General features: G+C 69.8%; 27 protein-coding genes and 2 pseudogenes. 12 read left to right on the top strand and 17 right to left on the bottom strand.

Annotated elements, in window-relative coordinates; genetic code table 11:
• Positions 1–2: 2 nt before the first annotated feature.
• The 3 genes and pseudogenes from ACPXB1_RS00950 to ACPXB1_RS00940 form a co-directional block, all read right to left on the bottom strand.
• Positions 3–785: a thiopeptide-type bacteriocin biosynthesis protein gene (locus tag ACPXB1_RS00950; RefSeq protein WP_355631123.1), complete on the bottom strand. Its 783-nt coding sequence runs from the start codon at positions 783–785 to the stop codon at positions 3–5.
• A gap of 13 nt (positions 786–798) precedes the next feature.
• Positions 799–1,869 carry a lanthionine synthetase C family protein gene (locus ACPXB1_RS00945; protein WP_355631125.1) on the bottom strand — a complete coding sequence of 357 codons (1,071 nt, stop codon included), beginning with the start codon at positions 1,867–1,869 and terminating at the stop codon, positions 799–801.
• Positions 1,866–2,324 (bottom strand): annotated as a pseudogene (locus ACPXB1_RS00940) (thiopeptide-type bacteriocin biosynthesis protein); the annotation flags it as partial. The gene ACPXB1_RS00945 and the pseudogene ACPXB1_RS00940, both read right to left, overlap by 4 nt.
• 223 nt (positions 2,325–2,547) lie before the next feature.
• Here ACPXB1_RS00940 and ACPXB1_RS00935 point away from each other — a divergent pair.
• Complete coding sequence (locus ACPXB1_RS00935) at positions 2,548–3,108, top strand: hypothetical protein (RefSeq protein WP_205779329.1); 561 nt, start codon at positions 2,548–2,550, stop codon at positions 3,106–3,108.
• A gap of 39 nt (positions 3,109–3,147) precedes the next feature.
• Here the strand turns inward: ACPXB1_RS00935 and ACPXB1_RS00930 are convergent, their stop codons facing one another.
• The 4 genes from ACPXB1_RS00930 to ACPXB1_RS00915 all read right to left on the bottom strand — a co-directional run bounded on the left by ACPXB1_RS00930 (position 3,148) and on the right by ACPXB1_RS00915 (position 6,171).
• Entirely contained in the window at positions 3,148–3,993 is an 846-nt protein-coding gene (locus tag ACPXB1_RS00930; RefSeq protein WP_355631128.1) for a hypothetical protein, read from the bottom strand.
• Positions 3,990–4,571: an RNA polymerase sigma factor gene (locus tag ACPXB1_RS00925; protein WP_355631131.1), complete on the bottom strand. Its 582-nt coding sequence runs from the start codon at positions 4,569–4,571 to the stop codon at positions 3,990–3,992. Before ACPXB1_RS00925 ends, ACPXB1_RS00930 begins: the two co-directional genes overlap by 4 nt.
• A 130-nt stretch (positions 4,572–4,701) precedes the next feature.
• Positions 4,702–5,853, bottom strand: a complete 1,152-nt coding sequence (locus tag ACPXB1_RS00920) for a hypothetical protein (protein WP_355631134.1) — start codon at positions 5,851–5,853, stop codon at positions 4,702–4,704.
• A gap of 6 nt (positions 5,854–5,859) precedes the next feature.
• On the bottom strand, positions 5,860–6,171 hold the full coding sequence (locus ACPXB1_RS00915) for a hypothetical protein (RefSeq protein ID WP_355631137.1): 312 nt from the start codon (positions 6,169–6,171) through the stop codon (positions 5,860–5,862).
• 61 nt (positions 6,172–6,232) lie between these two features.
• On the opposite strand from ACPXB1_RS00915, the gene ACPXB1_RS00910 reads away from it, so the two are divergent.
• The 5 genes and pseudogenes from ACPXB1_RS00910 (at position 6,233) to ACPXB1_RS00890 (ending at position 12,110) form a co-directional block, all read left to right on the top strand.
• Complete coding sequence (locus ACPXB1_RS00910; protein WP_355631140.1) at positions 6,233–8,581, top strand: TOTE conflict system archaeo-eukaryotic primase domain-containing protein; 2,349 nt, start codon at positions 6,233–6,235, stop codon at positions 8,579–8,581.
• A gap of 96 nt (positions 8,582–8,677) precedes the next feature.
• A complete protein-coding gene (locus tag ACPXB1_RS00905) occupies positions 8,678–9,244 on the top strand; it encodes a hypothetical protein (protein WP_355631143.1) in 567 nt (188 codons plus the stop codon).
• A 2-nt stretch (positions 9,245–9,246) separates the two neighbouring features.
• Positions 9,247–9,894, top strand: coding sequence for a nucleotidyl transferase AbiEii/AbiGii toxin family protein (locus tag ACPXB1_RS00900; protein WP_355631146.1), 648 nt, complete (start codon positions 9,247–9,249; stop codon positions 9,892–9,894).
• A gap of 357 nt (positions 9,895–10,251) precedes the next feature.
• Positions 10,252–10,512: pseudogene (locus tag ACPXB1_RS00895) on the top strand (hypothetical protein); the annotation flags it as partial.
• Positions 10,513–10,784: 272 nt separating this feature from the next.
• Positions 10,785–12,110, top strand: a complete 1,326-nt coding sequence (locus tag ACPXB1_RS00890; protein ID WP_355592779.1) for an SMI1/KNR4 family protein — start codon at positions 10,785–10,787, stop codon at positions 12,108–12,110.
• A 173-nt stretch (positions 12,111–12,283) separates the two neighbouring features.
• On the opposite strand, the gene ACPXB1_RS00885 is transcribed toward ACPXB1_RS00890, so the two are convergent.
• The 4 genes from ACPXB1_RS00885 to ACPXB1_RS00870 form a co-directional block, all read right to left on the bottom strand.
• Positions 12,284–12,853, bottom strand: coding sequence for a nucleotidyltransferase family protein (locus ACPXB1_RS00885; protein ID WP_355592781.1), 570 nt, complete (start codon positions 12,851–12,853; stop codon positions 12,284–12,286).
• Between the two features lie 301 nt (positions 12,854–13,154).
• Positions 13,155–13,682, bottom strand: a complete 528-nt coding sequence (locus tag ACPXB1_RS00880; RefSeq protein WP_355631149.1) for a DUF6244 family protein — start codon at positions 13,680–13,682, stop codon at positions 13,155–13,157.
• 284 nt (positions 13,683–13,966) lie between these two features.
• Positions 13,967–15,358 (bottom strand): glycoside hydrolase family 6 protein, encoded by a 1,392-nt coding sequence (locus ACPXB1_RS00875; RefSeq protein WP_355592785.1) that lies wholly within the window; start codon positions 15,356–15,358, stop codon positions 13,967–13,969.
• A gap of 95 nt (positions 15,359–15,453) precedes the next feature.
• Positions 15,454–15,714: a hypothetical protein gene (locus ACPXB1_RS00870; RefSeq protein WP_355592787.1), complete on the bottom strand. Its 261-nt coding sequence runs from the start codon at positions 15,712–15,714 to the stop codon at positions 15,454–15,456.
• Between the two features lie 223 nt (positions 15,715–15,937).
• On the opposite strand from ACPXB1_RS00870, the gene ACPXB1_RS00865 reads away from it, so the two are divergent.
• The 6 genes from ACPXB1_RS00865 (at position 15,938) to ACPXB1_RS00840 (ending at position 20,543) form a co-directional block, all read left to right on the top strand.
• A complete protein-coding gene (locus ACPXB1_RS00865) occupies positions 15,938–17,020 on the top strand; it encodes a family 43 glycosylhydrolase (RefSeq protein ID WP_425734680.1) in 1,083 nt (360 codons plus the stop codon).
• 53 nt (positions 17,021–17,073) lie between these two features.
• The gene (locus ACPXB1_RS00860; RefSeq protein ID WP_355631155.1) at positions 17,074–17,907 is read left to right on the top strand and encodes a hypothetical protein; all 834 of its coding nucleotides are present in this window, start codon (positions 17,074–17,076) and stop codon (positions 17,905–17,907) included.
• A gap of 113 nt (positions 17,908–18,020) precedes the next feature.
• A complete protein-coding gene (locus ACPXB1_RS00855) occupies positions 18,021–18,458 on the top strand; it encodes a hypothetical protein (RefSeq protein ID WP_355631158.1) in 438 nt (145 codons plus the stop codon).
• A 67-nt stretch (positions 18,459–18,525) separates the two neighbouring features.
• The gene (locus ACPXB1_RS00850) at positions 18,526–19,008 is read left to right on the top strand and encodes a hypothetical protein (protein ID WP_355592795.1); all 483 of its coding nucleotides are present in this window, start codon (positions 18,526–18,528) and stop codon (positions 19,006–19,008) included.
• A gap of 286 nt (positions 19,009–19,294) precedes the next feature.
• Positions 19,295–19,687 (top strand): ester cyclase, encoded by a 393-nt coding sequence (locus tag ACPXB1_RS00845; protein ID WP_355592797.1) that lies wholly within the window; start codon positions 19,295–19,297, stop codon positions 19,685–19,687.
• Positions 19,688–19,886: 199 nt separating this feature from the next.
• Positions 19,887–20,543: an NADPH-dependent F420 reductase gene (locus ACPXB1_RS00840; protein WP_355592799.1), complete on the top strand. Its 657-nt coding sequence runs from the start codon at positions 19,887–19,889 to the stop codon at positions 20,541–20,543.
• Between the two features lie 133 nt (positions 20,544–20,676).
• Here the strand turns inward: ACPXB1_RS00840 and ACPXB1_RS00835 are convergent, their stop codons facing one another.
• From ACPXB1_RS00835 to ACPXB1_RS00810, 6 genes are read right to left on the bottom strand one after another with little or no spacing between them, the layout of a single operon-like run.
• A complete protein-coding gene (locus ACPXB1_RS00835; RefSeq protein WP_355631161.1) occupies positions 20,677–21,366 on the bottom strand; it encodes a LysE family translocator in 690 nt (229 codons plus the stop codon).
• Positions 21,359–21,739 (bottom strand): hypothetical protein, encoded by a 381-nt coding sequence (locus ACPXB1_RS00830; RefSeq protein WP_355592803.1) that lies wholly within the window; start codon positions 21,737–21,739, stop codon positions 21,359–21,361. Before ACPXB1_RS00830 ends, ACPXB1_RS00835 begins: the two co-directional genes overlap by 8 nt.
• Positions 21,740–21,744: 5 nt before the next feature.
• The gene (locus tag ACPXB1_RS00825) at positions 21,745–23,004 is read right to left on the bottom strand and encodes a lysine N(6)-hydroxylase/L-ornithine N(5)-oxygenase family protein (RefSeq protein ID WP_425734678.1); all 1,260 of its coding nucleotides are present in this window, start codon (positions 23,002–23,004) and stop codon (positions 21,745–21,747) included.
• A 13-nt stretch (positions 23,005–23,017) separates the two neighbouring features.
• A complete protein-coding gene (locus tag ACPXB1_RS00820) occupies positions 23,018–24,067 on the bottom strand; it encodes an NAD(P)/FAD-dependent oxidoreductase (RefSeq protein ID WP_355592807.1) in 1,050 nt (349 codons plus the stop codon).
• Positions 24,060–25,430, bottom strand: a complete 1,371-nt coding sequence (locus tag ACPXB1_RS00815; protein WP_355592809.1) for a class I tRNA ligase family protein — start codon at positions 25,428–25,430, stop codon at positions 24,060–24,062. The genes ACPXB1_RS00820 and ACPXB1_RS00815 overlap by 8 nt, the downstream gene beginning before the upstream one ends.
• Complete coding sequence (locus tag ACPXB1_RS00810) at positions 25,423–25,842, bottom strand: cupin domain-containing protein (protein ID WP_355592811.1); 420 nt, start codon at positions 25,840–25,842, stop codon at positions 25,423–25,425. Before ACPXB1_RS00810 ends, ACPXB1_RS00815 begins: the two co-directional genes overlap by 8 nt.
• Positions 25,843–25,890 lie beyond the last annotated feature (48 nt).

Here is a 25,890-nt window from a genome sequence, read left to right as displayed (position 1 = left end):
GTCTACCCGGGGTGTGGCAGGTGCGGGTCGGGCAGGCCGAAGATGGCGTCTTGGGCGGCCAGAGCAAGGCTGGCCTGGGTGGTAGCGGATAGGCCGAGCCTGTTCCAGTGGAAAATCACGTGCAGGGCGATTACTGCCCGCAGGCCACGGGTGAGGATGCCCTGTTCCCGTTGGCGGTGTAGGGCTGCGCCTGCGTTTGCGAATGCGGTGTGCCAGGTGCCGGTGGTGCGAGGTGCACCAAGCAGCAGGCTCCGAACGTCTCCGGTGAACCTCCGCCACCTGCGGCCATCGGTGCTGGGTGCCTGGTTGAGGTGTGCTGCGCGGTGCTCGACGACTTGGGCCCAGACGTCGCCCTGCTCGTTGAGGTCCAGCGCGGCTGCGCGCATCAGGGAGGTGCAGAGGATGAGGGAGTGTTCGCGCCGGGTGGTGGGGTGCTGGTGGAGGTAGGTGAGGAGGTGGTGGCTGTCGTGGTGGAACAGCGTGTGGGCGGTGGTCATAGCGTCGTGGCCGCCGAAGGCGTGGGTTTCGGGTTCATAGATGTCGCCGGTCCAGGTGGCCCCTTCGGTGAGTAGCCGACGGGCCTGGTTTCCGCTGTCTGGGCTGTCTGTGGGGAGGTAGCGGATGCGCCAGGCGCCTTTGCGGATGAACCACCAGGAGGTGATCAGGCCGGCGGTCTCGGCGGCGGGGAGCACTCGGCTGAGGTGGCTGACGGCCTGTTGCTCGCGATCGCGGGCGGTCTGGCCGGGGTAGCTGATGTTGACCTGGTGCCAGGGGGTGTGGTCCACGGTGGCTCTTTCGTCAGGTGAGGAGGAGACAGGCGTCCCAGGCGGTCGTGGCGGCGGTGACGAGGTCGGCTCCTGCCTTGCCGTCGAGGAGCCCTTCGGGCTCGTTGCTGGTGGGGGTGGCTTGCCGGTGGAGATCGTTGACGAGATCGAGGGGTATGGGGGTGAGGGCGTCGGCGGCGATGCGGCGGGCGGTGGCCAGGAGTCCGGCGGTGCCGTGGCACAGGCTGCGGTCGGTGAGCCGCTGGAGTTGTCCGGCGTCGGTGATGCAGGTGGTGAAGGCGGTCTCGGCGAGGTGCTGGCTGGTGGTGTCGTGCAGGGCTTGCGCGGCGAGTTGCTGGGCGAGGGCGATGCCCGGCGTGCCGTAGCACCAGGACGGCCGCAGCGGGGTTCTCTGCGCTGGCGATCCGTTGTGTAGGTCGGTGAGGGTGATGGTTTGCGGCCACCAGATCGTGCCGTCGGTGTGCTGCTGCCATGCGTCCAGCCATTGGCTGATGCGGTTGATCGCGGTGGTGTGTCCGGCGACGGTGATGCCGTCACGGAGGGCGAGGGCGAGCAGCGCCAGGGGGCCGGTGATGCCGTGGGCCATGCCGAAGTTCGCGTGACCGCCTGGGGGCGGTGGCTGGTGGCGTTCGTGCCCATTCCCGCACCACCACCCGGGCAGTGCGCCTCGCGGTTCGGTGAGCCGAACGAGGTAATCCAGGACCTGGCGGAGCAGGTCGTGATCGCCGAGCCGGCGTAGAACGACGCCGAGGCCGGTAAGCCCGCGGATGAGGTCGTACTCGGCGTAGTGCGGCTGTTCGTGTTGGTCGACGCGGCGGTGGGCGGCGTCGAGCCGTCGGCGGGTCACTGTGGCGGTGCCGTCGGCGGTGACCGCTCGCGCCTGGGCGAGCCCCGGGTGGTCGGTGGTGGCGAGGACGAACGCGAGTGCGGGAGCGCCGTAGAAGAGGCTGGCCCCCTCGGCGATGCTCACGCCACCGGCGGTGGCATGGCGCAATGCCTCGTACGCTGCCGGCCAGTTGCCAGTTTCTAGGTGCAGCAAGGCGATGCCGGCCGTGCCATCGGCGAGGGACTGTCCCGCGGTCACGGCTTACGTCCGGCGAGGGTGGTGCGGGCGATGGTTCGGGCCAGCCGCAGACAGTGCTCTTCAGAGGCGGGGTCGACGCCGATCATGCGGGCGTGGTGCAGGTGCAGCAGGTCACCCAGCACCTCGTCGGGGTCGGGCCCGTCTTCGTCGACCATCGACCGGTAGGCGGCCAGCGCTGCCGCGAGCGGCTCGTCGTGCACCCGGCGTCGGGCGTGTTCGAGCTGGATGGGGTCGAGGCGGGTACCGGTCTGGTGGGCGACGTGGGTGGCGAGCCAGCGCGGCCCGTCGCCGGTGAAGCCGTCGGCGATGGCGATCATTCCGGCGGCGGTGGCGGCTTGTCGGTCGCCGGTGAGTCTGTGCAGGGCGGCACGGGAGTCGGCGGCGAACACCTGCTCGGCGGCGGCGAGGGTCGTTGCGGCACCGTGGCGGGTTTCGGGGCGGTACGGGTGCAGGCTCAGCCATCCCCACCCTCGGACCCCGCGGGCGCGGCAACCCTGAGCCTGCCGCCGTCGCCGGCCGGCACCCCGGACACGATGTGCGGGACCTGCGAGCATCAGCGCTCCACCGAGCGCGGGGCAGGCGTTGGGCATCGTGGCCCACGACGGCTGGTCGCCGGCCGCCGCTCCGCGACGGCCCGATTGCCACGCCAACCGTCGCCGCAGCGGCTTGAATGGTGGTGTGCAGGTCAGCAAGGACGGGCGGGGCTGGTGCGTCGGCACTGCCGCCGACGTGGGCTGGATCGCCGGGCACACCACTGCCGGCGTCTCGATCACCACCGCCATCCCGCCGATCTTCGACGCCTACGCCACCACGTACCAGACCGACGACGTCACCGCCACCGCCTACGAGCACGCCCTGATCGAGGACCTCACCACGCATACCCCCGACCAGCCGTGGTGGCTCGCCTACCTCGACACCGGCGCCCACGACGTCGTCTTCCCCCACGCCCCGAGGGTGTTCCTCTACTGGAACTGGCCGTACGTGCTGGTCCAGGCCGGCCCCGAACAGGCCCTCACCTGGCGGACCGGTGGTCATATCCGCCACCCGCACGGCGCGCTGCCGGACATGTTCTTCCCCGCCGACCGGTCATGGCTGGTCTCCGCTCTCTGGGACGACACCTGGACCTGCGTCGGCGGCCCGGCACCACTGATCCACACCCTGGAACATGACCCGGTGGCCAGTGCCCGCCAGGTCCGACCTGGCGAGGACGCGCTGCCACCGGGGCTGACCCGCGAGTGACGACCCACGCCCCGGGCAGCGGGCAGCCTCCGATCATGGCTAACGCCCCCACGTCTCGGCGGGACGGCAGTCGCTGGTCGGTTTGCCGTAGATCCGCTTCCCGTCCGGGTCCGCGTAGCAGTGCTCGAGTTGGTCTTCGGCCTGGAACAGCGGACGCCTGTCGATCTCCGTCCCGCGGGCGTCGTAGCTAACCAGTTCAGGGTCGTTGCCGGCCTTGAGTCGGGCGTCGTTGGTCATCAGGCCGAACGCGCCTTCGGACAGTCGTGCTGTGGTGGTGTGGCCGTCGCCGTGGTCGAGCACGAGCCGGTGGACGCGGCTGCTGACCCGGCCGCTGGCGCTGACGTCCCCGCCGTCGTGCTCGGTGGAGGTCAGCAGCAGCCGCTGCACCGGCCCGGGCAGCAGGTCACCGTGCGGCCACGGCTCAGTGGCGCCCCCGCCGGACTCGCGGGGAGTCCCCGCCCCGTCCACGTCGCAGGTGGCGTAGCCGACGTCGTTCATGAACAACACCAGCGCACGGTCACCTCGCTCCGTGGCCACCGCCAGGTCAGCCAGGGCCACCGGAACGGGTCGCTCCCCTGGTGCCTGGCGGGTCTGTCGTTGCGGGGAGTTCCACTGCAGGCACCGCTGCGCCGCGTCCCGCAGCGTCGGCGACAGCTCACCGGCCCCCATGGCCAGCACCTGTACGGTCGATCGCTCCGATCGGTCCCACCCCGCCACCGCGGCCCCGGATGCCGCGGCCAGCAGCGCCATCCCGGCCACGGCGATCCGCAGTCGCGGCGTACGCGCCGGACGCGGCCTCACGAAGCCGAGGATCCGGGCCCGCATCGCGTGTGCCGCATCCGGCGGCAGGTCCCGCTCCGCGGGCAGGTCGAGAATGTCGTTCACTGTTCCCCCTCCTGGATCTCCTGCGGCATCAGACGGGCCAGGCGGCTGCGCGCACGACTCACCCTCGACCGCACCGCCACCTCGCTGATGCCCAACACGGCTGCCGCGTCCGGGTACGACACGCCGGACCACAGGCACAACGCCACCGCCTCCCGCTCGGCAGGCGGCAATCCGCGGACCACCGAGAGGACCTCGGTCATCCGCCGCTCGTCATCGAGCCGCGCAGCAACCTCGTCGGCGAGGTCACCATCGGCGTACCGCTCACCCGGTAGACGCCGTAGCAGCGCCAGCCACCGGCGCGCGGACCGCCACTCCGAGCGGACCGCGTTGGTGGCGACGACCAGCAGCCACGGCAGCGCCGATCCGTCCACCAGGCGGGCGTCGTGCCGGCGGCGCCACGCGACGAGGAACGTCGCCTGAGTGACGTCCTCAGCCGTCGGCCACGACCCGGTCAGCCGGAACGCGTGGTTGTAGACCGGGCGGGAGTATCGGTCAAAGAGCCGACCGAACGCCGCCTCGTCACCGGCGGCGATCGAGGACCACAGGTCCTCGTCCGGCGGCCATACTTGATGCCTCACACCACACTATGGCCGCCCACGCCGTCCTTGTTGCAGGCCGACGGTCGACGTCTGAGGCCGTGGCGCTGGCGCGAGAACCGCAGCGCGTGCAGGCGATGGCGGCCAGCTCACCGGGCGGCGAACCATGCCGTCAGGTGTCGAGGCCTGCGAGGTTGAGGCGTTCGAGCAGGCTGGGCTTGCGGGCGTGCGCCACCCGTAGCTCGGCCAGCCGGTGCTGGAACGACGAACTGTCCCCGTCGCGTTCGCCGAGGTCGCGCAGGTCGACGAGGAGTTGAACAGCGGTGTCGTATTCGCGGGCCTTCTTCGTGGCGATGAGTTCGTCGACCCGTTGCCAGGCGGCGGGTTGGTCGACTGCGAGAGTGTCGAGGTGCCGTTGCCGGGCGGCTGCGGCGGACCGTTCGCGGCGGATCCGGTCGCGTTCCCGCTGCTCGGCATCCCGTCGTTCCCGCACGGCGCGCAGCTCCGCGGCGGTGGCGAGCAATTCCCCGGCGGTGCGGGCAGCTGCTGGGGTGGGCGTATCAGTGCGGTGTGCGTCGCGGTAGCGGCGCAGCAGTCGGCTGCGCAGGTGGCTTTCGCCGCTGGTGATCAGGTCGGTCAGGATGGCGTCCTTGTCCGGGGCGGGTAGGCCGACGACCCAGGTGCGTAGTCGCGCGGCGGTCGGTTCACCGGATGCGGCCGGCGGCGATCCGGCCGCCGCGGCCGCGATCAGGTCGGGGTCGATGCGCAGGAACTCGGCGACGGCGGTGAGGGGCGCGTCGAGGGTGTCCAGCCCGGCGGGGACGGGCGGTTCGGGCTCGTCGTCGGTGATCTCCTCGGACTGTACGCAGCGCAGCCAGGCGAGGTAGAGCAGGCGCAGGTCGCCGGCAGAGAGGTCGGCCCGGACCGGGATGATGGAGGTGAGCAGGCCGTGGCCGTCGAGGTCCCACTCGTCCGCGCCGTCCTCGTCCTCGTCGTGCAGGTCGATGATGACGTGCTTGCCGGCAGTCCACGCGGATGCGCTGTCACCTTGGCAGTACTGGGCGACCGTGGCGGGGTCGAGCACGTGTTTCGGTAGCCGGAGCATGAGCTGGCGGGTGCCCCAGTTCGCCAGGTACAGGTGCGCGTCGAAGTACCGTTCCATCAGCGTGCGCGGGTCGCCCTTGAAGTCGCCCCACTCGTAGGTGTTGACGAAGCTGGTGGCGCTGATGTCGGCCCGTGTCGACAGCGACCGCAGCTCGGCCCGCTCCCGGCCGGTGAGGGGACGGTCGACGGCGGTGAACTCGTAGTACTGGTACTCGCTCATCGTGGCCTACCTCCCGGCCCAGTGCCGGTAGGCATCGATCCACGCGGCACCGTCCGGCATAGGGGTGGGTAGCGGAAGGTCGAGAAGGCCGACACGTTGCCGGTGGCGGCCTCGGGCGCAGACCGCGGCGATGCTGTCCGCGGCCAGCTCGATCTTGCCTATGGTGACCTCGACGCCGAGGACGGTGGTGGTGAACGGCACCGCCAGATGCTCCTCGATCATGGCGGACAGGCCGGCGCGCTGGTCCTCGTGACCGTCCGTGTCGACGGTGGCTTCCTCGATCATCGCCTCCAACGCGGCGGTCCCCTTCGATGCCATCGGCGGAGGATAGCGGACCGGTGTCGGGGTGTTCGGAGCCTGATACGCGAGGATGGTCGGCATGGGTTCGGTGGCCGAGTTCGTCGATCTTCGGCGGGAGGTGGAGCGGTTACGGGCAGAGAACGCCCGGCTGGCGCGTCTGCTGGAGCTGCGCGGCCAGGACACGTCTGCGGCGCCGGAGCAGTTGTCCGCGCCGATTGAGCCGCCAGGGCTGGTCACCATGGCTTCGCCGACCCGGGACAAGCTGACGTTGTTCGCCGACCGGTTCCGGGCCCGGGCCGACGTGTACGCCGTGCGGTGGGACAACGCCCGTACCGGCGCTGCCGGGTGGATGCCCGCGGTCGCGGGCGGTTGGCGTAAGGGTACGACCCGGCGGGGTGCCACCTACCTGCCCCGCACGACGGAGGTCGTCGCGGCGCATCTGGTCGGCGACGTGTTCATGGGCCTGTACCCGCTGATGCCCGACAACACCTGCCACTTCGTCGTGGCCGACCTCGACGGGCCGACGGCGGTGCTCGACGCCCTCGCGTACGTGAAGGCGGCACGGGCCAGCGCGGTGCCGGCCGCGTTGGAGATCTCCCAGTCGGGCCGCGGCGCCCACGTGTGGGTCTTCTTCACCGGCGCTGTTCCCGCGGCCACCGCGCGCGCCGTCGGCACGGTTCTGCTGCGCGAGGCGATGGTTTTGCGCGGGTCGATGGATCTGCGGTCCTACGACCGGCTGTTCCCCAACCAGGACGTGCTGCCCGAGGGTGGCTTCGGCAACCTCATCGCCGCGCCGCTTCAGGGTCGCCGCCGCAAGGACGGACTGACCACCTTCCTCGACCTCGGCACCCTTGAGCCGCACGCCGACCAGTGGGCGTTCCTGTCGACGCTGGACCGACTCAGCCCCGGCGAAGCCGAACACGTCGCCCGGCAGGCCAAACACGCCCTCACCGGCGCGGACGTCGCCACGATGAGCCGGTCCACCGCGACCCAGGTCCACCCTCCGCTCCCTGCGGTGGTCCACGCGGAAGCCGGTGCCGGGCTGAGCCTCGACGCCGGCCAGCTCACCCCTGCCGCGCTGGCGACGTTCAAACATGCCGCCGCCATGACCAACCCGAAGTTCTACGAGCTGCAGCGACTCCGCAAGTCCACCTGGGACACCCCACGCTTCATCCAGGGCTACGACCTCACCCTCGATGATCGCCTGGTGCTCCCGCGGGGCCTGCGGCACACCATCGCCACGATCGTCGAGCGCGCCGGGTCGCGGCTGGCCGTCACGGACGCACGAAACTCCGGGACCGAGATCGACACCGCGTTCACCGCCGAACTCACCAGCAGGCAAGCCAACGCGGTCGGCGCTCTGCTCGCCCACGACGACGGGATCCTGGTCGCCCCACCGGGCTCCGGCAAGACCGTCATGGCCTGCGCCGTGATCGCCGAACGCAGCACCTCCACCCTGGTTCTCGTCGACCGCAAAGCCCTAGCCGACCAGTGGCGCACCCGCATCGAGCAGTTCCTCAGCATCAAGCCCGGTCAACTTGGCGGCGGCCGACGCAAGCTCACCGGCACCGTGGACATCGCGCTGCTGCCCTCCCTCGCCCGGCGCGACGACGTCGCCACCCTGACCCAGGGGTACGGGCACGTCATCGTCGACGAATGCCACCACCTCGGCGCCGCAGCCTACGAGCACTCGGTCAAACGGATCGCCGCGCAGTTCTGGCTCGGCCTCACCGCCACCCCCACCCGACGCGACGGCCTCGGCCAACTCGTCACCTGGCAACTCGGCCCCGTCCGCCACACCCTGACCGACGAGAAACAAGGCACCCTCGCGGCCGCGATGCACACCGACGCCGGACCACGTCGAGCGCTGTTCATCCACGAGACCACTTTCCAACCCGGCGACGTCGACCTGGACGCGCCCGGCGCGCTCGCCGAAGTGCACCGAAGGCTGGCCCTCGACGAGCCCCGCAACACCCAGATCGCCGACGACGTCGCCGCGGCCCTGACCCGCGGTCGCAACTGTCTCGTCCTGACCCGCCGGGTCGCCCAGGTCGAGACCCTCACCGCCCTACTCGCCGCACGCGGACATCAGGCGCTCGTGCTCCAAGGCGCGATGAGCACCCGCGAACGGCGGGCCATCGTTGACCGGCTCGACGGCGCCAAGGCCGGCGACGGCCTCCTTGTCATCGGCACCACACCGTTCATCGGTGAAGGCTTCGACGCCCCCGCCCTCGACACCCTCTTCCTCGCCGGCCCGATCTCCTACGACGGCCTACTCGTCCAATGCGCCGGCCGCGTTATCCGCGCCGCGCCCGGCAAGGACCTCGCCGAGGTCCATGACTACCACGACCCGGCCACACCAATCCTCGCCGCCTCACTCCCACGCCGCATGCCCGGATACCGGGCCCTCGGCTTCACCAGAACATGAGTACACCCCATCGCGATCACCATGACTGGTCCCGCCGATCACAGAGATACGACCAAACGCCAAGCGTGCTGGGCCTAGCGTAGTAGGCTAAGGACTGTGGGCCGGTTCTCCGAGGATGAGTTGCACGCGGTTGTCTCCCGGTATGAGGCGACGCGGGCCGCCGCGCTGACCGAGCGGGACGAGCAGCTGCGGGCGTTCCACGCGGCCGGATGGCGGCCGGTGGACCTGCAGCGGGTCACCGGATACAGCCGGGAGACGATCCGCCAGGCACTCCGACCGGAAGTCCGGCGGGCGACGAACCTCAGCCGGCGCAGGATGTCACCCCAGCCGCCAGCGGACTACCGGCCCTACGGCGACCGGAAGCCTTACGTGGTGGCCGAAACCCTCGCCGCACTGCACGGTCCCACCGAAGGGACGGTGACGCTTCCGCGGCATCTCGACTGGTCCGGGCACGCCGATTACGACCTGAACCGGACCGCGCGCCTGGCCAGCATGTACAAGGTGGTGCTCACCGAGGCCAGTACCGTCGAGGATCTGAACACGTGGCTCGATGCGGACCTCCTCCGACGGCTCTGGCCCACGCTCTGGCTGCCACCCCATCTCCGCCAACGCTGGGAGGCCGCCTTCCCCGAACTCGCCGCCACCCGCAGCAACGCGGCATAGCGGTGGACCCCTTCCACGAACGCCTCGCCCGTACCGGGCTCGGCGCGGCCGATCGATACGGCTTCGCGCTGGCCGGCGGCTACGCGGTCCAGGCCGCCGGCCTCGTTGAGCGGCCCAGTGAGGACATCGACCTGTTCACCGCCTGGGACCGCCGCGACGAGTTCACCGCCGCAGTCACCGCCGTCGTGCACGCCTACCGAGACGACGGCCTCACCGTCGAGACCGAGCGCCAGTACGACACCTTCGCCCGGCTGGCCGTCACCGACGGCGTACGGGTTACCAAGGTCGAACTCGGCGTGGACTGGCGTGCCAACGAACCGATCCTCATGGCGATCGGACCGGTCCTCCACCCTGACGACGCGGTAGCGAACAAGATGAGCGCCCTCTACGGGCGAGCGTTCGCCCGGGACTTCATCGACATCGACGCCACCCTGCGGTCAGGCCGCTACACCCGCGAAGCCCTCCTCACCCTCGCGCAGCGCGCCGACCGCGGCTTCGACCCGCGCATCTTCGCCGACGCCCTCGGACAAGCCGCCCAGCTCGACTCCGACGACTTCACCCAGTACGGCATCACCGGCCCAGCGCTGGACGATCTCCGTAGCCGATTCGCGGAGTGGCGCCGCGACCTGCTCGACGGCGAGGAAGGGTGACTCGGTCCCGACTCCCGGCAGCGTAAGCCTGCACACGCAGGGCCCAGAGCGTCCAGCTGATCTTCGGCAAGCGATCGCAGCGAGCCCGCGAAGCGACCGGCACGCCACGAGGGACAGCAGGAGAAAGCAGGTCGTCGGCCTGTGGACACCGGCAGACCGTCGTCTTAGGAAACCGATGCTCTATCCCCTGAGCTACGAGGGCGCGAGGGCCCAGTCTAGCGACCTGGGGTTCACCTGAGGTGGCAGGGAGTGGCCCGCGTTCACCCACGCCACCCGGACCGCCGTTCTCCCAGCCCAGGACCACACCCCGAGCCTCCATGGGACCCCGTTGATCTTGATGGGCAGGGTCTAGTGGTCCCGACCGACAGCACGGTGACGCTTCCGCGTCACCTCGACTGGTCCGGGCATGCCGAGTACGACCTGAACCGGGCCGCACGCTTGGCCAGCATGCACAAGGTGGTCCTCACCGAGGCCAGTACCGTCGAGGACCTGCACACCTGGCTCGACGCCGACCTCCTCCGGCGGCTCTGGCCCACCCTGTGGCTACCACCCCAGCTCCGCCAGCGCTGGGAGGACGCCTTCCTCGAACTCGCCGCCACCCGCAGCAACACGGCGTAGCGGTGGACCTCTTCCACGGCCGCCCCGCTGACGGGGCCCGCAAATCGAACACCAGATGACCGCATGACGAACGCACCTGGTGCCGCAAATCGAAAGTCAGTGGCCCCGCAGATTAGAAGTGTGGCCGCTACGATGGCGCCGTGCCCACACCGCGTCTGATCCCCCGCCGCGCCGCCACGCCGCCGCGCAGGTCAATGCTGCTCTGGCGGACACCCGCGTCGTCTTGATCAACGGGGCACGCCAAGCAGGCAAGAGCACCCTACGATCAGCCGATGATCGACGCTACGTTGCTTCAGGCCGATGTCTGGCGTCCGTTCGTCACCGCGCTGCGCAGCAGCATGCCGCACGAGGCAGCAGAGGCCGAGTTCCGCGGCACGATGGCCCCGGGCGCGTTCGGCGGATCGATCACCTACGACGGCGACCACCGCCTCCACGGGCTGGGCCTGGAGCGAGGTGAGCGGCCGACGGACATGCTCAGATCGCTGGCCGGGCTGACCGGCGGACAGACCGTCGCGGTGCGCGGCGTAACGACCCGCTCCGGGCCGGCGGTAGTGAGCATCGTCCCGAGCGCGCCGCAGGTTTCGTTCGGGATGGGCAGCGATCTGCTGGAGAACGTGCACCTGGTCGCCGGAGCACACCCGGAGCCGTACCGCCGCAAGCCGATCCGCTACGACGTGGCCGTTTCCGCCGGCGCCGACGCGGCCACCGTCACCGCGCTGGTCCGACATCTGCTGCCGGACGCACGGCCGGCCGACCCGTCGGAGGTGGCCGGGGCGGAGGCGGACCTCGGCGTCGCACTGCCCGACGACGTCCGAGCGCTATACCTCGCCGCAGCCGAGGGCACCCTAGTCCTGCAGCCTGCCGACCAGGAACGCTTCTATGGAATGCGAATCGTGCCGCTGGCCGACGCCGCCGCCCGAGCCTACCTGGAACCGCAGGCCCGATACCTGTCCTGGACGTACGGCGCGACCGAGGTCGTCGCACCCGATCCGCACGGCCGGGTGCAGCCGCTGGCGGCCTCGCCGGCATGGTTCGTCGTCGGAGACGACGGCGGCGGCAACCTCTACGTCATCGACCTCGCCCCCGGGCCGCAGGGGACGTTCGGCCAAGTGCTGTTCGTCGACCACGAAGAGTCGGCCGGCGCCCGCTGGCTGGCGCCCTCGTTGACTGAACTGCTCACCGAGCGGCCCGCCACCCTGGCGACGCTGGGTCCGGAAGGCGGGCTGCTCTTACGGGTCGGATCGCGCACCGGCAAGACGCTCGCCGATGTCCGGCCGGAGACCGAGGTGCTGTACGTCGGGGCCGGAACGGCACCCGCTGACCTGTCCGCGCTTGCCGGCCACCGTCGGCTGCGCACCGTGGTCACCGAATCCGCCGTCGTCGCCAATCTTCCGGCCGTCAGCGAGCTGCCGGCGCTGGAATACCTGCGGCTCGACGCCGCGGGCTGGCAGCAACTTCTGCGTGCCGGGCAGGTCCCGCCGAGCCTGCTGGCCGCCGGCCTGAGTGGCCGTGCCGGCTGGACAGAAACGGTCGACGTGGTCAACTGTCTGCTGGCGGCCTGGAAGCAGGAACCGATCCAGGTGATCGACATTCGGTGAAAACGATCGAGCGATGCGGCGGCGTATTCGAGTCCATCGGGGACACCGAGTTCGGCCCTACCCGGCGTTACTGGATCGAACTCCAGCGATAGGGCCAGGCGTACGCATCTGACGCCATGACGGCACCCCTGGGAGCAGCAGGTCGGCAGGGGCAGTGGGCTTCGAACGCCGGCTCACATCACGACGCGGACGCCGGGCCAGCGTTCGGTGGGGCGATGGCGGGCCAGTCGCTGCCGGGAGATCTTCGGGCTGACCCTGGTCGGGTTGCGCCGCCACACTCCGTCGAGCAGGTCATCGAGGCCGTGCGGCGCACACACCGCGATCTGGTCGTACGCGTCGAGGCGGATCGCCACGGCGGTGGCGTATTCGGGCCAGGTGGCGACCGCGTCGGCGATGGTGCGCAACGGCGTCACCGGGCCGCCGCCGAACTTGGCCGGGTACCAGGTGTGCACGGCGGCTTGGTTCTTCGCCTCCCATGGCGGCTCCGGCCAGGCCGTCACCAGCCGCTGGGTTGCCCGGTCGTCGTTGTCGCGGCTCAGGTCCGTCGGGTCGTGGAAGACGACGTCGACGTCCCTCACCAGCGAGGGGTCGAATCCATCGCCGTACCGCTCGCCCCAGACCAGGTCGCGGATGGCGCCGGCGCCGATCCATGCGTCCGGCAGGCCGGAGTCCCGGACGACGCCGAGCGCCCGGAGCAGCCACGGGCTGCGCTGGACCAGGTCCCGCAGTTCGTCTTGCCGCATCGTTTCCCCAGATTGCCGCAGTTGGGATTGCTGGTCAGCCAAACATTCGGCCTACGAGGGCCGGCCGCCGGTGATGTCCACGACGTACCCGTGCTCGTCGTTCAGGTCGGCGCCGAGCATCCTGCCGCCGGACGCCGTGGACGTCTCGACCGCTCCGGGAGCAGCCAGCTACACCATCTGCTCCAGCGGGATGTCGCCCGCCAGCGTCAGCCGGTACTCGACAGTCATCTGCGCCTCTTCATCAGTCTCGCCGAACGAGCTGAATGATCGCACCGTCGCGCGTTAAGGCCGCCTGCCCTCGTCAGTTTCCCGACGCCCCCAGCTGCCGCGCCTCCGCGATCGCCACTTCGATGGCCTGCCCGGCCCCGCCGGTACGCGCAACCACCTGCATCAGGACCTGCTTGACGGCCTCCAGTGCCTGCAGCAGCGGCCCGGGCTGCCCGCCCTGAAGGACCACTGTTACGAGCTGCTGCGCCTCACCGATCTGGATGATGGCCCCGGCTGCCGCGTCACGAGCCGCATCCACGGCGCTCCGCACCGGCGCCAGCCCGGCGATCGTCTCCTGCGCACTGGCCTCGTTCGGCACCGACGCGGTGGTCTTCGTCGCCTCACCGATCGACCCGGCGAGACTTCCCAGGCCGCCCTGGATACCGGCGATCGCGTTGCGCACCCGCGCGACACTCGCCGCCACGGCGACGAAGCCCGCGCCCGCGGCCCGCAACGCCACCTCCTGCGCCTGACTGTCGGCGGCGGCTGCCAACCCCTGCGCGCGTTCGACCCCCGCCATCAACGCGCGGAGTTCACCGGTGATCTTCTCGATCTGCGACACGTGGCCAGCGCCCCCAAACGACGACAGTGAAGGTGCTCGACACCTGAACCTACCGGGCTCCTCGCGGATGCACCGACCCCGCGCAGCCCGGCTGGACGAGCCGCCGAAAGAAGTATGGCCAGCCGCACCCCTGGCGGGGCAAGCCCTTCGCCGACGGACGGCTTTCGTGAAGCAGGTCTTCCGGGGCCGGCTCACCTCTCGGTGGCCAACCGCAGGCGTACCTCAGGACGGGAGCGGGCCCGGCGCGGAGGGTGGTCCTCCGAGCCGGGCCCGCCGTGGTGGGGTCAGGCGACCGCGCAGGTGGCCGCACCCGGTCCGGTGCCGGTGCCCTGGAAGCCGAAGTTGGTCGACTGTCCGGCGCCGACCTGTCCGTTGTAGCTCACGTTGGTGAACCGCACGGTTCCGCTGTTACCGCTGGCCTGGGCGCTCCAGGTGCTGGTGACCGCAGCGCCGCCGGGCAGCGTGATGGTCACGGTCCAGCCGTTGATGGCCGCAGAGCCGGCAGTGACCGTCACGCTCGCGGTGAAGCCGCCGGGCCACTGGTTGAGCACCACCGAAGCGGAGCAGCCGTTACCGGTCGGCGGCGGCGTGGTGGGAGGCGGCGTGGTGGGGGGAGCCGTGGTCGGCGGCGGGGTGGTGGGGGCAGCCGTGGTCGGCGGCGGGGTCGTCGGAGGAGCGGTCGTCGGCGGCGGGTTGGGCGCACCGTTGGCCAGGCTGAATGCCAGGTCTGGCTGGAACGAACCGGCCGTGTAGCGGCAGCCGTCCGCCTCACCCGGCGGCTTCACCCAGAGGTACGCGTCGATGTTGCTGTCGCCGGTGTTCGTCGTCGGGTACTGCCCGATGCGCCGGTCGGTGTTGTCGTCGCCGCACCAGTCACCGCTGGCGCCACCGTTGCGGCTGGTGTCGATGACCTGGCGCTTGCCCGAGAGGCCCATGCCGTTGAGGGCGGAGATGACGGCCCGGCCGAAGTTCGCCTCGCTGGAGGTGGAGTTGTAGTTCGACACGTTGGTGAAGAAGCCGTCGGCGTACTGCACGCCTGCAGCGCGGAGCCGGTTGGCCGTCTCACCTGCGCTGTTCCAGGTGGAGTGGCCGCCGTCGAGGTACACCTTGGCGTTGGGGTTGCCCGCCTTGATGGTCCGGGTGGCAGTCGTGATCGCCTGGTTGCGCGCGTTGATCTCAGCGCTGCTCAGGCAGGTCAGCAGGGCGAGCGAGTCGGTCTCCAGGATGATGATGACGGTCTGGTTGCCCAGTCCTCTGGAGAAGTTGGACACCCACGTCTGGTACTGGTTGAGGTCCGGTGCCCCGCCCGCGCTGGCTCCGCCGCAGTCCCGGTTGGTGATCTCGTATACCGCCAGCACCGGGATCTGCTGCGCCGCGTTGGCGGCGCTGATGTGCTCGGAGACCTCGGCCTGCACTGTCGACGGGTTGAAGTTGGCGAACCATCGGGCCTGCGGCTGACTCGCGATCTTGTCGCGGATCACGGCGGTACGCGAGTCACCGGGGTTGGCGGCGACCCAGCGGACGACAGCCGAAGTGGGGTCACGGTAGAGCGATCCGGACAGCGTTCCTGCGGAGGCGCTGCCGACGGCGAGGCAGGCCCCGACGACGGCGGCACCCGCGACGGCAGCCACGCTGGCGGCCACCGATCTGCGGCGTAGCGAGGACAGGGTAGCCACGACGTGTTTCCTCCTGATCACATCGATGTATCCAAGTTCATGGGAGCGTTTCCATGGACGGTAGCGGAGGCGCGCCCCGCTGCCAAGGTGTGCGGTTACGTCGACACGGAAGCGACGGTCGTTGATGTCACGGCTCGCGCGAGCGCGGTGATCTCGGCCAGCGCGGCGGCGGGCTTGCGGGCGCCGAAGAACAGCGCCAGGTCGGATGAATCGCCGCCCGCCCACCGCCGGAAGGTCGGTTCCGGGTACGTCTCGATGCACAAATCCTTCATCAAGTCACCGAGGTTCGTAGACAATTTGCACACCCTTCGATAGCCTCCCCCTAACAGCGATGACCATCGATAGGGAGGTTCCATGCGACCGCACCTCCCACGGCAGAACCGGCACCGGTCACCGACGCGGTGACGGCGAAACTCCTCGGCTAGGCAGACGCGGGCACCGCCCGAGCGGCGGCGCGAGCGAACCAGGGTCATCGTGACCCGGACCAACGGCCGGAGGGCCTTCGGCACTGCGGTGCTGCTGGCGTACCGGTGGAACCGATCCAGCGAACCCACCCATTTCGAAGAAGGCTGCCCGATGATGAAATCCTTCCGAAAGCGCGGGGCGATCGTCGCCTTCGCGGCGGCCGCACTGGTCGCGACCACGGGAGCGCCGCCCGCCGGCGCGGTGCCCCAGGACGACTTCGCCACCCTGGCGAGCACGTCCACGTTCCCGCTCGCCGACCCGGACACCGTGCTGGCGAAGGACGGCTCGTACGTCACCTACGGCACCACGGTCGGCGCTGGGACGGGCGCGCGCTGCGGCGCCACCGGCAAGCTGTACGTGCCCGTCCTCGTCCACGGCTCCGGCAACAGCGTCGGCATGACCAACTGCGCGTCGCACGACGCACTGCCCTCCGGCCCGGGTGGCTGGGCGGAGCCCGGCGGGTCGGTCTGGGCACCCGGCGTCGCACGCTTCGGCGACCGGTTCTTCATGTTCTACACGGCGTCCCGGAAGGGCTCCGGCCAGAAGTGCATCGGGCGGGCCGTCGCCGACACCGCCCGTGGCCCCTTCCAGAACCAGGGCGAATGGGCGTGCCCCGACGCGGGCCGGTGGGCGCTCGACGCTAACCCGTTCGTGGGCGGCGGGAACCTGTACGTCACCTATCGGGACGACGCCATCACCACCGGCGCGGGGACCGGCATCTCCACCGTGCGCACCGACGGCGAGGGACGCGCGATCTGGGACACCCGACGGGACATGCTCAAGAGCAGCGACATCACCTGGGACACCGCCAAGATCAGCGGCGGCACCCACGTGGTCGAGAACCCGTCGATGTGGAAGGAGGCCGACGGCAGGTGGTACCTGATGTACTCGGGCAACAACTGGGACAGCGCCCGATACTCCACCGGCATCGCGAACTGCGGCACGACCCCGCTGCCCAGCTCCCGCTGCACCCCCATCCGTGACGGTGTCACCCGTCCGTTCTTCGGCTTCACCGGCGCGGCCGGGCTGAACCCGATCCGAGGCCTGCCCGGCAATCACCAGGGTCCCGGCGGAATGGACGTCTTCCGCGCCGCCGACGGCACCGCCCGGGTGGTCTGGCACTGGTGGGACGGCGGCCCCCGGTTCCCGATGACAGGTGTGCTGACCCGCCCCTCCAGCGGCTTCCTCGTCTCGTAGTAAGCGATCCCACACCTCACTCGCCCCGACGGACAGTCCCCAGAGAGGATCGAATGAATCCGATAAGCAGACGGCAGGCCCTCGGCGTCGCCGGTGGCGTCGTCCTCGCCGGCACCACCGGTGCCCTCACCTTCGCCGCACCGGCCGGCGCGGCGACCGCCTGGCGCGACCTCGGCGTCGTCACCGCCAACATCGGCCGCACCAACCTCGGCCAGCGCAAAGCCGCGATCACCGCCGTCCGGAACGCTCTGCGCCTGACCGGCCCCGAGGACCTACCCCTGGTCGGCTGGCAGGAGATCGGCGAGGGAGACGGCGACACGAAGGAGAAGGGCTGGATCAACGGCCAGTTCGGACCCCGCTACCGCAATGTGCACCTGGACGACGGCGGGCACCGCGTACCCATCTCCGTGCCGCGGGTGTACGACGTGCTCCGCGCCGACGTCACGCCCGTCCACGAGGGCAAGGCGCATGTCTCGCCGAACCGCGTCATCTCCGAGGTTCTCCTGGCCGCGCACGACGACGCGGCCCTTCAGTTCGCCTTCCTCAACACGCACTTCGTCGCCGGCGCCCACAACGGCAGGACCGATCCGGAGGAGGCGTGGCGCAGGAACCGGTGGGCTCGCCACTTCGACGTACTCCACGACCGGATCGCCAACTGGAACGCCAGTGGCTACCCGGTGATCTGGACCGGTGACACCAACCGCGACCCGATGCCGATGCTCTTCCCGGCGAAGGAGACGCGCGCCTTCGCCACCGGCATCGACCAGATCGGCTGGCTCCAGGGCACCAACGGGGTGCAGATCCAGCTCCGCAAACGCAAGGTCATCCCCATGAACGTCGACGGTCACGACGCTCGAGTGGCGGTGCTCCAGATCCGCCGCGCCTGATCGACAGTTCGCGGACACGCACGTGCCCGGCGTCCCCAAGGGACGCCGGGCACAGCGGGTAGGCGACGATCGCCGACCTGCGCCATTGATCAGAGCTGTTAGTTTCCTGGACCATGGACGACACCTCTCCCTGGTACCGCCCCAGACCCGACCTGCTCCTCCTGTTCGGCACCGCTACCGCACTGTTCGGCTACCTGACCCCGTGGTTCCGTCGCAGCACCCTCTACGTGTGGTGGTACTCGGGCTTGGCCTACCTGGAGGAGGGGGGCGGCTGGACCTGGTTGGTAGTGGTGCTCCTCGTGATCGCCATCGGTGCCAGCCTCTGGGCCGGCCGGTCGGTGGGGCTCGCCCTGTTCGCGACCGCCGCGGCGATGGCCGGGATGTTCCTCGCCGGTGCCGTGGTCGCGATGAGCCTGGCCATGCTGCCGGAGCGCCCCGACTTCTACTGGGTCGGTCAGTTGCCCTTCGGGTGGGGAATTCCACTGATGGCCTTCGGATTCGGAGCCACGATCGCCGGAGCGCTGGCTGCCGTCCGCCGTGACGTCGGGTAGTTGCGATCGGTCGGGTCAGCGACTGTCAGGTGCCTCGCCGACATCACCGGACGACTATCGTTCTGGCATGGTGATCGATTCGTCCGCTGCCATCGCCGCCGCCTTCGTCGCGGACGGGCCTGCCGAAGGCCTCGACCTCAGTCTGTTCGGGCAGTTCGCCGGGTCCTGGCTGTTGGACTGCACCGAGTACGCCCCCGATGGCGCCTCGACCGTTCGTCGAGGCGAGTGGCACTTCGGGTATGCGTTGGGCGGGTCGGCAACCACCGATGTCTGGATCCTGCCCGGCGTCGAGCACGGCGTGAGCCTGCGATTCCCGGACCCCAACGCCGGTGCGGGGATCTGGCGCTCGACCTGGGTCGGGCCGGGCCGACGTCGGACGCACACTTTCCTGGCCTCCCGCGTCGCCAACGAGATCGTGCTCGACGGTGACGATCTGCGCTGGACCTTCTCCGACATCGAGGCCGACGAGTTCCGCTGGCGCAACGAGGCTCGTCAGCCCGACGGAGCGTGGCGGCTTCAGCAGACGTTCCGAGTTTGGCGACAGCGCTGACCTGACAGCGCACTGCCACCTGCGCGGGACGGCCCTTCGGAGTTCAGGCCCGCGATGACGAGAGGTCGTCCGAGCCCGGGTGCCCACCGGAGCGGTCCGGCGGCGAGCGAGACCAGGTGACCCGACTCACCATACCGATCGGTACAGAACCTGTTATGGTTCAACCTACAACCGAGCGGTACAAAACATGGACGGGTCCGCTCCAGCCGCACCGCCGACCTGGACAAGCAGGCGGCACCAACGAAATGGAAAACTGATCATGAGCACCAACGCAACGATTTCGGGCATGACCACTCAGGAGCTGCGCGACTTCTACCTGCGGTACGTCGAACTGGCGAACAAGCGCGAGTTCGACCGCATGGCCGACTTCGCCCACGAAGAGGTGATCATGAACGGCACCCCGGTCAAGATGGCCGACATGGTCGCCGAGTTCCACAAGCACGTCGACGCGGTGCCGGACCTGCACTGGGAGGTCCAGGACCTCGTCGTCGAAGGCGACCGGGTAGCCGCCCGCCTGATCGACACCGGCACACCCGCGAAGGAATGGAACGGCCTGACCCCCACCGGCAAGTCCATCACGTTCGCCGAAACTGCCTTTTACCAGATCCAGGATGGCAAGTTCAAGCACATGTGGTACCTGATGGACACCGACACCGTACGACAGCAGCTCGCCGCCTGACCCGCCAACCGCACAACAGGCCTCGACGCCCGCCGCCGACCTTGTTTCCCGCGGTCGGCGGCGGTTGGCTTGCCGGTGCACGGCGAATGCCTGGGCCTCGGCGGAAGGGAGTTGCCCCACCGCCCGGCGTGCTAAAGCAGGGCGCGATCGGACACGTGAAAGAAGCACCGCCGCTGAGAAATCCTGTGTGGAGGCACCCGTGACAACAATTGCGATCGTCGGCGCCGGTGAGGTGGGCAGTCAGATTGCGCGTGCGGCAATAGCGAACGCGTACGAGGTTGTCATCGCCAACTCGCGTGGGCCGGGGACATTGAAAGGTCTTGTTGCCGAGCTCGGCCCGGCGGCCCGTGCCGCGTATGCGTCGGAGGCTGCGGCAGCGGGCGATTTCACGATCCTCGCCTTTCCGTACAGGACCGTCGTCGACCTACCTGTCGAGGAACTCGCGGGCAAGATCGTGCTGGACACCAACAACTACATGATCTGGCGCGACGGACATATTCCGGTGATCGACTCTGGCGAGAAGACCGTTCACGAGCTACGCCAGGAGCAACTCCCGAGGTCTAAGATCGCCAAGGCATTCACTCACATCCAGGCTCCCAGCCTGCTCAGGATGGGACGACCGGCAGGCGCTCCCGATCGGATTGCGCTGACGGTCTCAAGCGACCACCCCGAAGCGGTCGAACTTGTCACGCGGTTGTACGACCAGTTCGGATTCGACACCGTCGACAACAGTCCGTTGAGCGAATCGTGGCGCTCCGCCCCCGGCACTCCCATGTGGAACCGTTCCGTGCCCGGGCAGAGCCGCGAGGAGTTGGTCCTCAACCTGAAGAGAGCGAAGCCGGTAATCATGAGGTGACCTTTCCCTTTCAACCGGGCCACACCCATTGCCGTGGCGGTGGTGCCGCTCCCCCGGCCGCCACCGCCACGGCGGCCACCACGGCGAAGGCCGACGACGCACGTCCACGCGCGGTGGACCGCCACGGACGCGCTCAGGAGCTGACGGCGATCCGGATCGCGAGGATGATCAGGATCACGCCCGTCAGCCGCTCGATCACCTTGAGCACTGACGGGCGGGTCAACCAGGGGTGCAGCCGGTCGATGAGCAGGATGTAGCAGGCCCACCACAGCACCGCGAGGCCGATGAACGTAGCGGCAAGCACCGCCGTACGGGCCGCCGCCCCGTCACCGGGCTTGACGAACTGCGGCACGAACGACACGTAGAAGATGACCACCTTGATGTTCAGCAGCTGGCTGGTGATCCCCATGATGAACGACCGCCGCGCCACGTGCGGTTCCTCGTCTACAGAGGGCTCCACGACTGTCGTACCCGTACCGTTGCCGCCCGAGCCCGCGCCGACCGTGACCGGTTGCTCGGCCGGGGCCACCCGCCGTGGCCGGGTGGCCCAGAGGATTGTGCCGCCCAGGTAGACCAGGTAGAGGGCGCCGGCGATGCGCAGCACCGTGTAGAGCACCGGCGAGGAGAGCAGCAAGGCGGACAGACCGGCCGTGGCGAGCGAGGCATGTACCAGGGCTGCCACGACGAGCCCGGCCAGCACCACGAAGCCAGCCTGCCGGCCATACCGGACGGTCTGCCTGGTGACGAGCGCGAAGTCCACCCCCGGAACGATGATGATCAGGAGGCTGGCGGCGACGAAGGCGACGATCTGGATGTCAGACATGCTGCGGGTTCTTTCTCTGAGCGGCCAATGCCTGGGCGACCTCCTCGATGACGGACACGCCGCTGTCCGGCAGTGGGCCGTGTCGGCGCCACTCCTCGCGCAGCCGGATCCGTCCGTCCGGCAGCCGCTCGGGTCGGGAGACACACTCGCCGACCACGATGGCGCCGTCGGTGAGCACCTCCATGTACGCGAACCGCACCACGCCCTCGGCGTCGCAGGTCCCGGCCAGCGAGCCGCGTCGCACGGCGCCGCCGGTGATCTCCGCCCACACGAGGTCGTCCCGCTGGTGGTAGTGCCCGGTAAGCGGTGCGGCATCGGGATCGCAGTGGTCCACGGAAACGAAGATCTTGTCGTCGTAGTCGAATGTGCTCATCGCGCTCACGCCCACTGGGTGCTGAGGTAGTCGTCGCGGAACGGGCAGACGACGCGGCCCGCGATCGAATTGAGGATCATCGCGCTGCGGATCGGCAGGATGCTCAGGTTGGAGTCGACGAGCCCCTGCACGTAACGGCCCCGGTTCAGCACGAAGATCTTGTGGTCGTCGGCGTGCTTCCACCGGATCGAGTAGTCCGACTCGATGATCGGCTCGCCGCGCTCGTCCACGTCGACGGCTGCCGACAGTTCCGGGTCGAAGGGCAGCGGCGCGAGCCGCCGTCCCGCCGCGACCACAACGTTCGCCGCCCGGTGCCGTTCCTCGCCGCTTCCGGCGGTGAGGCACTCCAGCTCGATCTCGCCGTCCAGCTGCCGGGCGCCGGTAACGGTCCGGCTCGGCATGATCGTTACCGGGAACCGCCCGGCCCGCAGCCGCTCCTCGTAGTTGTGTTGGTAGATGCCGCGCAGCGTGCCGGGCGAGATGCCATCGCTGGTGAGGATCTGGCCCGAGACGAGGCGTTCGCGGACGTCCCTGGAGAGGTTGAGGAACGCCTCCTGGTACGCGGGTCGGTACAGGTCGTTGGCGGAAGGGGAATCCTCCAACGGCGCGAACCACGACCGGCGGCCGATCCACTTGATGTCGCGGCACCCACGGCTGAGCAGCGCCGCGACGCATTCGGCGCTTGTCTGACCGCTGCCGATCACGATCCAGGGCAGGTCCGGTTCGTCGGGCACCGTGGTGAGGCGCTGGTTCAGCTCGTCGGCGACGAAGACGTGTCGGGGGTCGAGGGCACCCAGGAACTCGGGCACGAAGGGCGTCGTCCCGGTGCCGATCACCAGGTGCTGGGACCGGGCGACAGCTTCCCCGCCGCTGCGGCTCACCAGCGAGCCGTCGAACTCGACGCTGTCGATCCGGGTGCCGTAGGTGATGTGCGGCAACTGGCTCGCAGCCCACACCAGGTACTGCTGGTACTCCACCCGCGGGATCGTGTCGAAGCCCGCACCCAGCAGGGCGTAGACCCGGCCCGTGGTGACCAGGTAGTTGAGGAACGACAACGGATGGGTCGGGTCGTACAGCGAGACCAGGTCCTTTACCCAGCCGGTCTGCATCCGTACGCCGCTGTGCAGCATCCCGTCGTGCCACCCCGGCTGGTCACGCGCCTCGAACAGGGCGATCTGGTGTGGCGCGAGGACGTCGTACATTGCCGCGAGGCTCAGGTTGGCTGGCCCGGCACCAATACCCACTGCGTGATATGTCTGCGTCATCTTCTGCCTCTGTCTAACCCGTTGGGACATTGACGGCGGAACGGTTGTCGAGCAGGGCGGTGGCGGCGAGGCGGCTGGCGGCCAACGCGGTCTTGGCGGCGCCTCCACTTCCGCCGGTGAAGGTGAAGGTGTGCGCGGTTCCGGCGACGGCTCGCAGCGCCAGACCGGCGGGTTCGCTGTAGCAGTCGACGGCGCTTACCGGCGGGTCCAGCGGCCGCGGGTCCAGGCCCGGCAGCCGCAGCAGGGCGGTTGCCCGGACCTGTTCGGTAAGGTCGACGTCCGGCTCGGGGGCCGGCGGTTCGACGTCCCAGCGCGTGCTCGGCAGGCCGAGCAGCAGGCGTCCCGGTCCCGCCGGTCGGCCGTAGAGACCACTGGTCTCGTCGACGAAACACGGCAGGTCGTTCCGCGCCACGGCGTAGTGGGCGTACTGGATGTGTTTAGTGCGCAATGTGGTGGCGAGCCCGGCGGTACGCAGCAGGCCAGGGGTCCACGCTCCGGCGGCGACGACCACGAGGTCGCCGGTGATTCGCCGACCGTCCCGCAGTTCGACAGTGTCCCCGTCGAGCCGTGCCACAGGCGTTGCCTCGGTCCGGTCCAGCCCGGCGAGGGCCGCCCGGCGCAGTCGGTCCGGGACGATGTATCCGGCGTGCGGTTCCCAGACCGCCACGCTGCGCTCCGGCAGCCCGCCGAAGCCGAACCGGCGGGCGACCTGCGTACCTGTCAGCACCTCGACCCCCGGCGCCTCGACACCGGCCACCAGACCGGAGTCGCCGGTGTCCAGCAGGTAGAGCGAGCCGGTCTTCCGCCAGCCGGCCTGCTCGGCAAGCACCGGGTCGGCCAGCAGTTCGGCGAGGCTGGCGGTGGCCAGGGACCGGGCGTCCGGGTCGGGCTCGAACGCCCGCACCAGGCCGCCGGAGGCGGCTGTGGCGTCGGCGTACCCGCCCTCCGACCTGTCGATTTCCGCGCCGATCAGCACCGGCTGGGCGCCGGCATCCTGCAACCGTCGAGCCAGCAGGGCCCCACCCAGGCCGGCACCGACGACGAGTACCCGTGGCTCAGCCACCGGACTCCGCCGGGAGGGTTCCGCCGATCAGACCCAGCAGCCGGGCCGCCCGTTCCGGGCTGCTGCGGTACGCGGCAAGCGCCGCGCGGACCGCCGTGGCGGGATCGAAGTGTTCCGGGCGCAGTGCCTGCTCGCCCCGCGTCAGCTCGATGTCCGCAAGCGCCGCGTCGAGGGCGGGGGCATTCCCGTCCAGGACGGCCGCGTACCGCGTCTTGAAAGCCTCATACGCCTCCGGGCGGAAGTCGGACTCGTAACTGTCCGGCCGGTCCCAGCTGACGAACGCCCGCACCACCGCCGGGTCCTCACTGGACAGGAACCCGTCGGCCCAGATGGCGTGTTGCCGGCTTGTGGAGAACTTCGAGCCGGTGAGCCGGTAGAACTCGTTGACCACCAGACCGGTCGGACGATCGGGCAGTCCGGCGGCAAGGTGCAGGGCCGGGATCAGGACCGCGTAGTAGAACGCGTTGTCGACCCCCAGGAAGATCCACTGCTCGTCGATGCCCTGCCACGCGTCGAGGTACCCGGCCAGGGTGTCCACGTCCGGACGCAGGTGGCGCGCGGGCATGACCAGGTTGGCCAGTGCCATCTCCGCCCACACGTCGATCCGCAGACCGTCGTCCCACTCGATGCCCCAGTCCGTCGGATAGGCGAGCGGCACATCCGGCAGCGCCCCGTCGAGGTACGACCCGACGAGTCGGCGCAGCCGGGGCGGCAGCACCGCGCGAGACCAGAACCCGGCAAGTCGCTCCCGGTGCTCTGCCAGGCGGAGCACCGGGATCGTGTGGGTGACCGGCTCGGGTGCGGCCGAGCAGCATGTCGACCGCGCCCCGACCAGGGTCTCGGCCGTGCAGAACCCGCCGCAGCCCTCACACGTGCCGCCGGCGGCACCTGCTCCGCAGACCGGGCAGGTCCCGGTGACCCGTACGTGGTGCAGGACCCGGTGACAGGCGGAGCAGGCGCGCAGCGACACCGGGGCGATCTCGACGGCCTTCGCCTCGACCAGTTCGGTGAGCAGCCCGGCCACGCTGCTGCGGTAGCCCTCGTCGGCCAGCGGATCGGCCATGATGTCGTAGCGGATGCGGGCCGCGTCCAGGGCCGTACAGATCAACGCCTGGTAGCGGGCGGCGGTGTCCGTCACGGTCTCCCCGAGCGTCTCGGCGCGCGCCAGCACGTAGTTCTGGTGGGCGTCCAGGCCGGACTGCGCTACCACCCGGCGGCCATCGGCGCGCAGCGCGCGGACCGCGATGTCCCCGGCGACGTACGGGCCGGAGAGGTGGCCGACGTGCAGTGGCCCGTTAGGTGTCGGCGGTGGGGTCACCACGAGCACGGCGCCCGGTGCCGCCGCACCGAGGGCCTCAGTCACTGCCCGCACCACCACTCGCACCGTCAGTGGCAGCGGCGGCGTCCGCATCGGCGGCATCCGCGTGGGCGGCAGCGGCGGCGTCCTGGGGCATCCAGTAGATGCTCAGGATCGTCAGCGGCTGCACCGGGGACGGGTTGTGGATGACATGGCGCTGTTCGGGATCGAGCAGGATGACACCGCCGGTCGGCACTTCGACCTTCTCCCCACCCTCCTCGTAGATGGCGGTGCCACGGGTCACGACCGCGAACTCGACCTCCGGGTGCACGTCCTCAGCGCTGCTGCCACCGGGCGGGATGACGCACCACATCGCGTCGAACGGCAGCGGCCCGAGGTCCCGGTACTGCTTCCAGCGGCCGATCTGGATCCCGTACTCCTCGGTAAGTTCTGCTGCATCGCTGACATATCTACGCATGCCCATCCTCCGTGCTCGGTTGGACTGAGGTATTACTCAACGCAATTA

Source organism: Micromonospora sp. DT68, assembly GCF_049847245.1.
GTDB lineage: Bacteria > Actinomycetota > Actinomycetes > Mycobacteriales > Micromonosporaceae > Micromonospora > Micromonospora profundi.
The sequence above is the reverse complement of the archived record's forward strand: the minus strand, read 5'-3'. Positions and strand labels throughout refer to the sequence as shown.